This window comes from Streptomyces sp. KLMMK (assembly GCF_036961605.1).
GTDB classification, from domain to species: domain Bacteria; phylum Actinomycetota; class Actinomycetes; order Streptomycetales; family Streptomycetaceae; genus Streptomyces; species Streptomyces telluris.
The window spans coordinates 1-11,534 of record NZ_JBAMDC010000219.1; the positions used below are offsets into that span (position 1 = coordinate 1).

Genomic DNA, 11,534 nt, shown 5'->3' on the forward strand with positions numbered 1-11,534 from the left:
CGTACGCGCTGCGGCCCCTCGACGCCGAGGTCGTCGAAGGCGCGGGCGCCGAGACCGTCGCCGTCCTCGGCGAGCTCTTCCCGAACCTGCTGCCCGCCGGCCTGGAGCGCCGCCCCGAGCTGCGCGCCCTCGGCGTCGCGCGCGCCCCGCTCGGCGAGGTCGTCGACCGGCTCGCCGGCGTGGAGCGCGCCCCGTCCTGGTGGCAGCGGCTCTACGACAGCCTCGCCGGCATCGACCCGGACCGGCTCACCGGCCTGCCCGTGCCGCTCGCGGACGGCCGGACGGCCATCGGCCCGCGGCAGGTGCTGCTCCCGCCGCCGGACGGCACGGACTCGGAGCGGCTCTCCCGCCTGGGGCTGAAGGTCGCCCACCCCGACGCCGCGCACCCGCTCCTGGAGAAGCTCGGCGCCACCCCGTCCTCGCCCCGGGCCGTCCTGACCACCCCCCAGGTGCGGGCCGCGGTGGCCGCCTCCCTGGACGCCGACGAGGTGTGGGACGAGGACGCGCTCGACGCGGACGCCCTCGCCGAGCTCGTCCTCGGCCTCGTGCGCGACGCCGACCTCGCGCCCGGCGACGAGCCCTGGCTCGGCGCCCTCGCCCTGCCCGACGAGGACGGCGAGCTCGCCCCCGCGGGCGAACTCGTCCTGCCCGGCAGCGCATTCGAACGCGTGATCCGGCCCGGCGAGCTCGCCGCGTGCGACGCCGCCCTCGCCGAGCGGTGGGGCGAGCAGCCGCTCACCGCCGTCGGCGTCATGGCCGGCTTCGCGCTCGTGCGCGCCACGGACGTCGTCCTCGACCCCGACGAACTCGAACCGCGCGACGGCGACTTCGCCGAGCCCGACGACGCCGGGCTGCTCGACGCGGTCGACGTGTGGTGCGAGGACGTCCTCGACCGGCTGCCGGACACTCCCGTGCCGCCCGTCGCGACGGAGATCGTGGCCGTCCGCGACCTCGACCTCGTCGACGACGACGCCTGGCCGGAGGCCCTGTCCCTGCTCGCCGAGCCGCCGCTGCGCGACGCCCTCACCACGCCCGTGCGCATCCTGCTGCCCGACGGCACGACGGAGTCCGTCCGCCCGTACACCGCCTGGTGGCTGCGCGGCCACCCCGTCCTCGACGGCCGCCGCCCCGCCGGCCTGCGCGTCGCGGGCGGCGATCCGCTCCTGCACGGCCTGTACGAGCCGGCGGACGCGGCCGGCCTCGCCGACGAGCAGGTGCTGCGCGCCCTGGGCGTCCGCACGTCCGCGGTCGCGCTGCTGGACGAGCCGGGCGGCGCGGCGGAACTCCTCTCCCGCCTGGCCGACCCGGACCTGCCGGTGAGCCCCGCCCAGCTGCACGGCCTCTACAGCGCACTGGCGGAGCTGGACCCGGACGACGTCACGGTGCCCGACGACGTACGGGCCGTGGTCGGCGACCTCACCCGGGTCGGGGACGCGACGGACGCCCTGGTCGCCGACGCCCCCGATCTGACGCCCTTCGCGGAGGGCCACCCGCTGCTGCCCGTACGCCCCGACCGGGCCGCCGCCCTCTCCGAACTGCTGCAGGTACGACGCCTGAGCGAGGTCTTCCCGGTGACCGTCCCCGCAGGCGACGGCGAGCTCCGCGAGGTCCCGGAAGGCGTCCGGGTCCTGCTGCCGGGCGCGCCCTCCACCTACGTCGAACACGAGGAGCTCGTCGTCGGCGGCGTGGAACTGGACTGGCGGCTCAACCCCGAGGACGGCGTACTGCACGCCGCCACCCTGGAGGGCCTGGCCGCGGGCCTGGCCTGGGCGGCGGGAGCCTGGTCCCGCCGCTTCGAAGCGGCGGCCCTCCTGGAGGACCCGGACCGCACGGGGGAACTGGCGCGGGCGCGCTGGTTCGACTAGCGGCGAAGGGTGGCCCCGGCGAGGCCGGGGCCACCTTCAGCCCGCCTCACTCACGGATGCACCTGCTCGATGAGCCGAACGTTGCACCGGGCATGCCCCGCCCCGTTCTTCGGCAGAATCCAGAAGGACCCGTCACTGTCCTGCCCCACCACGCGGGACGCACCCTTGAGGCAAGCGGGCTTGTACTTCTTGGCCTCGTTCCGCAACGCGACGAGCGCCTCGTCCCGGCTCTTGCTCCCGGGAAGCGTCCGCAGCACCTCGATCCACTGCTGCGGCGGCGCCCCGTCGGCCATGACGGTCTGCTCGGAAATGACCAGCCACTTGCCCATGGACCACTCTCCTCATTGCTGAACGAGAACCGACCTTGCTTGGCGGGCTGTTAACGCCTCACGAGCCGAAATCCTCCCCGAGGCGGCCCGGCAACAGTGGTTACGGTTGTGAACCGTGGCCGACCGGAGAGGAACGCCGCCTGCTCACCGCCCCCATCTGCTCGCAGCGTTGGCAGCCTGAACCTTGGCGCTGAGCAGCTCGGCCTCGGCGACCGGGCGGACCCGATCGGTCCTTGCTTCCCACTCCCGGCCACCGGTGAGCGCGCGCAGGAGAAGCTGCACCCCAGCGCTACGCACGATCTGCCCCACACTCCCGTCACGAGAGTCCATGACGTACGAACCGATCGCGACCGCCGCTCCACGCACCTCGCCACAACATGTGCAGGCGGCCAGCGGTGACCGTGGCCGGAGGTCGATGCCATGGGCGGTGGCCCAGACGTAGACGCCGCAGGAGGAGTCCGAGCCACCGGCGGCAAGCGTTGGCCACGCCCTGGGGCCGTTGCAGCGGCCGCCGGTGTCTGCTGTTTCAGCGGATCGCCCTCAGGACATGAGGGTGTGGCTGGCGCCACGCCCTCACACTGGACCGGTTAACCGGTCCAGACAGCAGACGCGTCAACTTCACGTTCCCATCGCATAGCTCTCCGTCCGCTCCCACAAATCCGATGGCGTCACTCCGATCTCACAAACCAGCGGAACCCCATCAACATCCCGCACAACATGCAGATCAACAGCCACCGCCAAAGGCGCCTTCCGGTCGAACACCTCCGCCTCCGCGGCACTCGCCAGCCTCACCGTGGCGGTGTCCGTCCCCCGCGCAGGCGAGCGCCCCGTCTGACGGGCCACATAGTGCGTCGTGCCCTCGGCAATGGGGTTCACCTGAGCCAGCTTCGGGCAGTGGTCGGCCACAGCCGCCGGGAACCATGCGCTCACCAGCGACAGCGGTGACCCGTCGGCGAGCAGCACGAGCCGGTCGCGGCGCAGTGCCGTTTCGTCGGACCGGAGTTCCAAGGCATCGGCCACGTCACCAGGCGGCACCTCCCGGATCGGCCGACCCAGCCGGCGGAAGGGCCGCCCGGTCATCACTCGCGCGGCACCACCCCTCCGCCCTCCGGCAGGCCGGGCCAGCGGCACATCAGTGACACGGAAGCCCAACCCTTGCTGGGCCACGATCACCCCGTCAGCACGCAGCACATCGAACGCTTTGTTCACCGTCGCGCGGGACACACCCCACTGCTCGCACAGGTCGCGCCCGGATGGCAGGAGCTCACCGGACCCGAACTCGCCCTCGGTGATGCGGCGCCGCAAGGAGTCGGCAATCTGTTCGTACTTCAGCATCGGCATGGCCGGGGACTCCCGCTTCACTGGACAGGTTGACCGGTCACGGTAGAGCATCCCCGTCATGACGATCCCCCAAGTGGACCCGGAGATCCTCGACTTCTACACCGACACCTTCGACGAGGCCACCCGGCTGACGGCGACAGCGGACGGAATGCTGGAGATGGCCCGCACTCAAGAGCTGCTCCGGCGTCACCTTCCTCCACGCCCGGCCGCGATTCTCGACGTGGGCGGCGGTCCCGGGGCTCACGCACGGTGGCTCGCCGCGGACGGCTACCGGGTCCACCTCGTGGACCCGGTAGCCAGGCACGTGACACAAGCTGCCGGAACCGGCTGCACGGCCGAACTCGGCGACGCGCGTCACCTCACCGCCGACGACGGCTCCTACGACGCCACGCTCCTCCTCGGCCCGCTCTACCACCTGCTCGACCGCGCCGACCGCGACCAGGCGCTGGCCGAGGCATGTCGCGTCACCGCATCCGGCGGTCTGGTAGCCGCCGCGGCCATCAACCGATACGCCTCCCTCTTCGAGCACACCGCCACCGCGTGGCTGGACCGCGAGAGCGTGCGCAGCGCCGTGACCGACATCCTCGCCACGGGCGTGCACGAGCCGGGCAGAAAGGGCTTCACGGCGGCCTATTTCCATACCGCGCCGGAACTGGCGGAAGAAATGCGTGCCGCCGGCCTGCGCGACGTTCGCGTCTACTCGATCGAAGGGCCCACATGGTCGCTGCTCAAGGCAGCCGAGCAGCACACGGGAGAGCCTGTTGCCCTCGACTCCCCGCTCTTCCGCGCAGCACTCGCCGCCGCCCGCGCCGCGGAACCGTACCCGGATCTCCTGGCCGCCGGCTCACACCTGCTGGCCGTGGGTCAGGCTTGATGGTGAGGCGGGGTGACTCGCCGCAGCACTTGTCGGTCATACCGGCGGGAGGTACAGGGGGACGAGGATGCCGACATGCTCACGGATGGTTCAGGCCTGGTACTCGCGGTGCGGAATCGCGATGTCCCAGACGAGCTCCCGCACCCGGATGCACTCGGCCACCGCCTCGGCGTCCTCGATCAGCTCCGAGCCGAGAACCCTCCCGGCCTCGTCAAAGTGGCCCACGGCCAGGAGGCGGTCATCGAACAACCACCAGTCCTTGCCGGCGACGGGGAACGTGATGCTTTCCGGCACCCGGTGCCTCGGCAGCCACCGGATGTCCTCGCCCATCTCCAGGTTGAGCCGGGTCAGCGAGTGCTCCCACCCGACGTACCGGGAGTGCGGCTCCGTGACGACCCGAACCCGCCTGACCGTCCTGCCCGCTCCGGTCACACTTTTCATCAGTGCTGTCCAGGGCGCCAGCCAGGCGTAGGCGTCGGGTTCGCCCCTCTGCCAACGGGCGTAGGGAGTGTCCTCAACAGACGATCCGTAGTGGTCCCTCAGCTCCAGATGGAACGCATCTCGCTTCAGGCTGCGGAACAGCTCGTCACGCTGTGCGGGGGTGATCAGGTCCACCGCTCTCCTCCAGCAGGGCCACGATCGAGGACTTGGGGACCTCGACACAGGTCTCGTAGCCGGGCATGCGCATCTGGCTCAGGGCCTCAGGATCGCGTACCTCCCCCACGGTGGAGTCGCATCCGGCCAGACCACCGCCGACAGCAGGAACGACGGCGGGAGGTGACGGGGGCGCAGGGGTGGGGGTCCGGGGCGCTGACGTGTATCGGTCCGGTCAGGGCGTGTTGAGGTCGTCGTCGCCGTAACTGATGCCGAGTTCGGCCACGAGGGCCTGGGCGAGCTGGTCCTGCTGGGCGCGGTCGATCAGAACGCGGTTCAGCGAGGCGACTCCCCGCAGGGCGGTGAGGTCGTTGTCGCGAAGGTCAAGGCCCTGGTACCGGCCGCGTCCGAACTCGGTTTCCCGAAGTGTGCAGTCACGCATGACCGCGTCCGAGAGGTCGCAGTCGGTCAACGACGCCTCGGTCAGCCCGCACCCGGAGAAGGCGACAGGGCCGGCCACCCGGACCTTGGTGAAGGCGGTGTAGTCGAGCTTGCAGCGGTCGAACAGCACGTGGTCCAGGACCAAGTCGTCCAGGGCCGCGCCCATGATCCTGCAATTGCGGAAGGCTACGCGGGTCAGCTTGCTGCCCGTCCACTGGGCCGAGCCCAGATCGCAGGCGTCCAGCTGGACACCGTGCAGGTTCACCGCTTCGAAGCGCACGCGGGCAGCGCGCAGGCCGGTGATCCGACCGGTGATCAGCTGTGTGCCGGCCAGGTCCAGCTCCCGCAGGGTTGCGTCGGCGTACTGGAACTCCTGGACGATGCCGCGCTCCGATTCCAGGGACTCGACGCGGGAGAGGTACAGGCCCGGCTCGGTGAGGCCGGGGGGCGTGATCTTGATGCGCCCGAATGTGCGGGACTCCATGGGGCTCCGTCGTCGAGGAGGGGCGGCTGCGAGGCATCCGCCCAGGGGCAGGGGCCTGCCGCAGGGCAAGCTACTTGGTTTTCTTGTTCCAGTTGTCCCATGTGGGCCGGTTATCGAACGGAGGCGTGACGTTGTCCCACGTGACGCGGTTGTCGAACTTCGACTCCGGGCCGGGCTGCGCCAGGGACATCAGCGCCCGCAAGGCGGAGGCCGAGGCACGTACGCGGTCAGTGGCCGTGGGCACGGGCATGGCGGGTCACTCCTTCGAATAGGGCGATCTTCGAGGCGGTGCAGTAGCGGGTGCGGGTGCCGTCCATCCGCCCGTTGTGCTCGAAGTACCGGTTCGCGGGATGGGCGCCGCCGCAGAAGTCGAAGTACGAGCAGGTGGCCTTGCACGCGTCGACGCCGCGCCAGAACTCCGGCAGCCACCGGGTGCGCTGCTCGGCCTCGGCCAGCAGGACCTCGAAGCCGGTGTGCAGGACGTTGCCGGTGGTGAAGTCACCGAGCCGGCGGTCGTGGAAGTTGGCCAGCTCCGGGGACAGCAGGACCACCCCGCCGTCATAGGCGATCGTGGGCAGCGGATCCCACGGGCTCCCGGCCGGCGAAGGCACGACGGCGCCGACGCCGTCGAGGATGGTGCGGGCGAAGTCCAGGACCCGGCTCACCTCGCGCACCCGGATCACTGGGCGGGCCTGCCACGCCGCCGTCAGGGCCTCCCAGAACTCGGCGACCCCGGACAGATCGTGCCGGGCGGTGTTCACGCCCTCGTGTTCCTCGATGTTCACCCCGAGCGTGCGGCAGCCCAGGCCCGCGAAGAACCCGTACAGGCCGGCAGCGCGGGCCGGGTCGGGGACGGAGACGACGGCGATCACGTCGAAGGGGATGCTGTGCCGGCGCAGCCGGTCGATACCGCGCATGATCACCCGGTAGGCCGGGTGGCCGGCCCGGGTGATGCGGCGGAAGTTCATCTCCTCCGGCCCGTCCAGGCTCACCCCCACCGCGACGTCGCGCGCGGCGAAGAAGTCGCACCAGGCGTCGTCGATGAGCGCGGCGTTCGTCTGCACGGTGTGCTTCACCCCGTGAAAGGGGGCCATCAGGTGGGCGAAGTGATCGCGGCCGGCGGACAGCGGCTCACCCCCGTGCCACACCACCTCGAACCGCGGATCCTCCCGGGCCCACGCGTTGACCGGCCGGGCGACTGCTTCGGCCACGGTCACCGGCATCACATGCCGGGTCCTACGCAGGGGGAGGTAGCAGTAGGTGCAGTCCAGGGGCCGGCACCAGGTCGTCGGCTGCATGATCACAGCCCGGGGACTCGAGGCCAGGCGCCGCACGGCGCTGCTGTCGGGGCAGGGGCCGGCCGGGGTAGCGGGCACGCGGATTCACCACCGATCCTGGAGAGGCTGGGGCGTGGGACAGCATCCGCAAACGCGCTCATACGGCTCAAGAAACTTGCACGTGCTTGCAGAAGTTCACGCCAAGGCATTGACGGCCTCGGTGATCAGCGCGCGGGCCGCTTTGCCGTAGACGGCGATCCGCGCCAGCTCGGAGAACACCCGCGCGTACATGGCGACCTCGCTCGGCTGCTTCACGGTGACCTGCGCCGTGGCCAGCTCGATGACCACCTGCTCATCGTCGTAGATCCAGAAGCCTTCCACCGGCCACATGACGCGGTCGGCCGTCATCGGCACGATGCCGAGGCTGACCTGCTGGAGCACGGAGACGGTCAGCAGGTGCCCGAGCTGGTGGGCCATGACCTCCGCGTCCCCGAACCGGGATCGGAGCGCGGCCTCCTCCATCAGGAAGCCGAACCGCCGGCCGGCGTCGCGCAGCACCTGCCGGCGGCCCATGCGGACGGCGACCGCATCCTCGGTGTCGTCGGGGATCCCCCAGAACCCGATGATGCGACCCATGATCGACCGGGCGTAGGCAGGTGTCTGCAGCAGGCCGGGGATGACTCCCGGCTCGTAGACGCGGAAGTGCCGCGTACGCTCGTACAGCGGAACGTGGGCTTCCTGGATCGGGCGCAGCCCGTCACGGTGCAGGCGCCGCCACTCGACGTACATCTCCTCGATGTTCTGCGCCGTTGCGACCAGGTCGTCGTACGCGTGGGGGACCTGGCACAGCTCGGTGTACTGCCGCAGATCCTCCTCGGATGGCCGCGTGATGCCGTTCTCGATGCGGGACGCCTTCGACTCACTCCAGCCGGCACAGGCCGCGAAAGCCCGTGCCGTCTTGAAGCCGCCCGCCTTCCGGATCTCCCGCAGCCGACCGCCCAGAGCAACGCGGGCTTCCCGCACGGCGGAGGAAGAGGGGTGTGATCCCACCGTCTGCTGCGCCTGTGCCGATCAGGAGAGCCGGTAGTCCTCGTGCGGGACGGCACGTTCCCACACGGCCTCGAACGCACTCGCGCACAGGTCGAGGACCCGCTCGTCGCGGATGAGCTCCCGCCCCTCCGGGGCCAGTTCCCCGTCCCCGGTGAAGTGCAGGACGAGGACGAGTTCGTTGTCGAAGACCCAGAAGTCGTTGCCCGGGAGCGCGAGGTCCGTGGCCCGGCGGCGCGGCAGCCACCGGATTTCCTCCCCCGCCGTCACGTTGGCCTGCGACACATGATGCTCGAAACGGATGTAGTCGGACTCCGGGACCGACACCACCCGAGCCCGCCGGATCTTCACCCCCCGTTCCGTCGCCTCGGACACCCAGCTCAGCCACTGCTGGAAGTCGGGGTCATCGCCCACCGGGTCCGACAGCCGGCCCTCCCTCCACGCGGCGAACGCCGGATCGGAAGGCATGTATCCGTCGCGCGTCTCCAGGTGAACGGCCGAGTGCCGGGCGGAGCCCAGCAGTTCCTTATACGTCGGCACGCGCCCCGCCCCGCGTCTCCAGGAAGAACTGGACCATCCGCCGCGGGATCTCCACCACCGTCTCGTGCCCGGGGAGGTCGAGCTGCCCCAGCCGCTCCCCCTCCTCGACCTTCCAGCCCTGAACCAGGTAGGTGTCCTTGTCCTCGTCCAGGTAAATCGTCGGCGAATCCCCGGACTTGCTCTCCGGGTCCTTGCCAAGCATGCGCAGAGCCATCGGTGCCCTCCTCGCTCGGTGACGATCTCCGGTTCAGCTTCGCACCTGTTCCAGAGGCCGCGCACAGAACTTGCATGAACTTGCACCAGCCTCGCGCGGTGCAGGAACGAACGCACACCGCCCCGCGGCCGAACAGCCACCGGCGTCAGCAGGAACGACGGCGGGAGGTGACGGGGGCGCAGGGGTGGGGGTCCGGGGCGCTGACGTGTATTTGTGGGCCCGGTCTCCGGGCACGCACGACATCGGGGGCACCGGGCCCGTAAATATACGGCCCCGGACCCCCGCCCCGGAGCCCCCGGCGCCGGCACCCCCGCGCACCGGCGGCGCCCCACGCACCGGCACCCCCACGCCCCCGCACCGCCCCGCAACCCCCTGGCCTGCGGCGCCCGACCCGGTACCGTAAACAGAATGACCACACCGCGGGAGACAGGCAGTAGCGGCGGGGCCGCGCGCGGCGGGCCGCGGACGCTGGCCGAGGAGCTGCGGACGAGAGCCGACGAGGCGCTCGCCGCGCTGCTGCGCGCCCGCCCCGACCTCCTCAACCCCGTCCCCGGTGACCTGACCCAGCTGGCGACCCGCGCGGGCACCCGCGCCTCCGTCGTGCGCGCCCTGGAGCGCCTGGACCGCTTCGCCCTGCAGGCGGCCGAGGCCCTCGCCGTCGCCCCGGACCCGTGCCCGTACGGCACCCTCGCGGCCCTGATGACGGGGGACGCCCCCGGCGACCCGCGCATCGCCGAAGCACTGCCCCGCGCCCTGGCCACGCTGCGCGAGCAGGCCCTGGTCTGGGGCGGCGAGGACCGGCTGCGCCTGGTGCGCACCGTCCGCGAGCTGCTGGCGCCGAGCCCGGCGCACCCCTCCCCCACCGGCCTGGGCCCGACCGTGGCGGAGGCCACGGCGGGCATGTCGCCGGGCCGGCTGCAGCAGATCATCGCGGCGGCGGGGCTTCCGGGCACGCACGACCCGGTGTCGGCGGTCGCCGCGCTGACCGCCCTGTTCGAGGACCGCACCCGGATGGCGGAGCTGCTGGCGGGGGCGCCCGCGGAGGCCACGGCCGTCCTGGGCAGACTCCTGTGGGGCCCGCCCTACGGCACGGTCACCGCCGATCCCGCCCCGCACCTGCGCTGGCTGCTCGACCGCGGCCTGCTGCTGCCCGCGTCGCCGGGCAACGTGGTCCTGCCCCGCGAGGCGGCCCTGCACCTGCGCGGCGGCCTCGCGCACCGTACGCCCGAGCCGGTGGCGCCCGAGCTGACGCCCGCCGTCCCGCACTCGGCCCGCACGGTGGACGCGACGGCCGCCGGCCAGGCGTTCACGGCCCTGGGGACGGTGGAGGAGCTGCTCGCCGCCTGGGAGTCGGACGGCCCGCTCGTGCTGCGCGCGGGCGGCCTGAGCGTGCGCGACCTGAAGCGCGCCGCGGCGGTCCTCGACACCACCGAGGACGGGGCCGCCTTCTGGATCGAGCTGGCGTACGCGGCGGGGCTGCTCGCCTCCGACGGCGAGGTCGACGAGCGCTACGCCCCCACGCCCGCCTCCGACGACTGGCTGCTCCTGCCCACCGAGCAGCGCTGGGCCCGCCTGGCCACGGCGTGGCTCGCGGCCACCCGCACCCCGGGCCTGGTGGGCAGCCGGGACGCCAAGGGCCGCCCCCTCAACGTCCTCGGCGCGGAGCTGGACCGCTCGCCCGCGCCCGAGGTCCGCCACCGCGTCCTCGCCCTCCTGGCCACGCTCCCGCCCGGCACCTCGGTCACCGCGGACACGCTGCTGGACCGCATGCACTGGGAGCGCCCCCCGCGGACGCCCGCGGAGCCGGGCACGGAGGACCTGCGCACGCGTCTGGCCCGCTGGGCGCTGGCCGAGGCCGAGCTGCTGGGCGTGACCAACCGCGGCGCACTGTCGGCCCCCGGCCGGGCGCTGCTGGGGCCGGAGGACGCAGTCCCGGCGTACCCCATGACCGACGCCGAAGCAGGAGCCTGCACCGTAAGGGCGGCCGCCCTGCTGGCCCCGCTGCTGCCGGAGCCGCTCGACCACATCCTGCTCCAGGCCGACCTGACGGCCGTCGCCCCGGGCCCCCTGAAGCGGCCGCTCGCCCAGGTGCTCGGGGTCCTCGCGGACGTCGAGTCCAAGGGCGGCGCCACGGTCTACCGCTTCACGCCCGCGTCCGTGCGCCGCGCGCTGGACGCGGGGCAGACCGCGGCCGACCTGAAGGCGTTCCTCACGGAGCACTCCCGTACGCCCGTGCCGCAGCCGCTGGCCTACCTGATCGACGACGTGTCCCGCCGCCACGGCCGGCTGCGCGTCGGCGCCGCCTCCTCCTACCTGCGCTGCGACGACGAGGCGATGCTCGCGGAGATCCTCGCCGACCGCCGCTCCGCCCCGCTGCGGCTGCGCCGCCTCGCTCCCACCGTGCTCGCGGCGCAGGCCCCGCCGGACGACCTCCTGGAGGGCCTGCGCGCCATGGGGTACGCCCCGGCGGCGGAGTCCGCCGAGGGGGACGTCGTCGTCACCCGCGCCGATGCCCGCCGCACTCCGCC

Annotated in this window: 12 protein-coding genes and 1 pseudogene; 3 read left to right on the forward strand and 10 right to left on the reverse strand. The window is 72.4% G+C overall.

From position 1 onward, the window contains the following. Positions 1-1,865, forward strand: a pseudogene (locus V7793_RS25135) (sacsin N-terminal ATP-binding-like domain-containing protein); the annotation flags it as partial. Between the two features lie 50 nt (positions 1,866-1,915). On the opposite strand, the gene V7793_RS25140 reads toward V7793_RS25135, so the two are convergent. Next, the gene (locus V7793_RS25140; RefSeq protein WP_336010192.1) at positions 1,916-2,194 is read right to left on the reverse strand and encodes a hypothetical protein; all 279 of its coding nucleotides are present in this window, start codon (positions 2,192-2,194) and stop codon (positions 1,916-1,918) included. Between the two features lie 618 nt (positions 2,195-2,812). Beyond that, positions 2,813-3,535, reverse strand: a complete 723-nt coding sequence (locus V7793_RS25145) for a GntR family transcriptional regulator (protein WP_336010194.1) — start codon at positions 3,533-3,535, stop codon at positions 2,813-2,815. A gap of 58 nt (positions 3,536-3,593) precedes the next feature. Between V7793_RS25145 and V7793_RS25150 the strand changes: the two genes are divergently transcribed. Beyond that, complete coding sequence (locus V7793_RS25150; RefSeq protein ID WP_336010196.1) at positions 3,594-4,409, forward strand: class I SAM-dependent methyltransferase; 816 nt, start codon at positions 3,594-3,596, stop codon at positions 4,407-4,409. 90 nt (positions 4,410-4,499) lie between these two features. Here V7793_RS25150 and V7793_RS25155 read toward each other — a convergent pair whose 3' ends face one another. From V7793_RS25155 to V7793_RS25190, 8 genes are all read right to left on the reverse strand, one after another. After that, entirely contained in the window at positions 4,500-5,024 is a 525-nt protein-coding gene (locus V7793_RS25155) for a DUF6879 family protein (protein ID WP_336010198.1), read from the reverse strand. Then, the gene (locus tag V7793_RS25160; RefSeq protein ID WP_336010200.1) at positions 4,996-5,133 is read right to left on the reverse strand and encodes a hypothetical protein; all 138 of its coding nucleotides are present in this window, start codon (positions 5,131-5,133) and stop codon (positions 4,996-4,998) included. Before V7793_RS25160 ends, V7793_RS25155 begins: the two co-directional genes overlap by 29 nt. A gap of 105 nt (positions 5,134-5,238) precedes the next feature. Beyond that, complete coding sequence (locus tag V7793_RS25165; RefSeq protein WP_336010201.1) at positions 5,239-5,928, reverse strand: pentapeptide repeat-containing protein; 690 nt, start codon at positions 5,926-5,928, stop codon at positions 5,239-5,241. A 70-nt stretch (positions 5,929-5,998) separates the two neighbouring features. After that, the gene (gene amcA, locus V7793_RS25170; protein ID WP_336010203.1) at positions 5,999-6,178 is read right to left on the reverse strand and encodes a multiple cyclophane-containing RiPP AmcA; all 180 of its coding nucleotides are present in this window, start codon (positions 6,176-6,178) and stop codon (positions 5,999-6,001) included. Then, on the reverse strand, positions 6,156-7,226 hold the full coding sequence (locus V7793_RS25175) for a radical SAM protein (RefSeq protein WP_336010205.1): 1,071 nt from the start codon (positions 7,224-7,226) through the stop codon (positions 6,156-6,158). Before V7793_RS25175 ends, amcA begins: the two co-directional genes overlap by 23 nt. Before the next feature lie 174 nt (positions 7,227-7,400). After that, on the reverse strand, positions 7,401-8,255 hold the full coding sequence (locus tag V7793_RS25180) for a helix-turn-helix domain-containing protein (protein WP_336010207.1): 855 nt from the start codon (positions 8,253-8,255) through the stop codon (positions 7,401-7,403). A gap of 21 nt (positions 8,256-8,276) precedes the next feature. Then, complete coding sequence (locus V7793_RS25185) at positions 8,277-8,792, reverse strand: DUF6879 family protein (protein ID WP_336010209.1); 516 nt, start codon at positions 8,790-8,792, stop codon at positions 8,277-8,279. Beyond that, positions 8,779-9,006 (reverse strand): hypothetical protein, encoded by a 228-nt coding sequence (locus V7793_RS25190; RefSeq protein WP_336010211.1) that lies wholly within the window; start codon positions 9,004-9,006, stop codon positions 8,779-8,781. The genes V7793_RS25185 and V7793_RS25190 overlap by 14 nt, the downstream gene beginning before the upstream one ends. A 408-nt stretch (positions 9,007-9,414) precedes the next feature. On the opposite strand from V7793_RS25190, the gene V7793_RS25195 reads away from it, so the two are divergent. After that, positions 9,415-11,534, forward strand: a 2,120-nt coding sequence (locus V7793_RS25195; RefSeq protein WP_336010213.1) for a helicase-associated domain-containing protein, incomplete at its 3' end; no start/stop codon positions are given.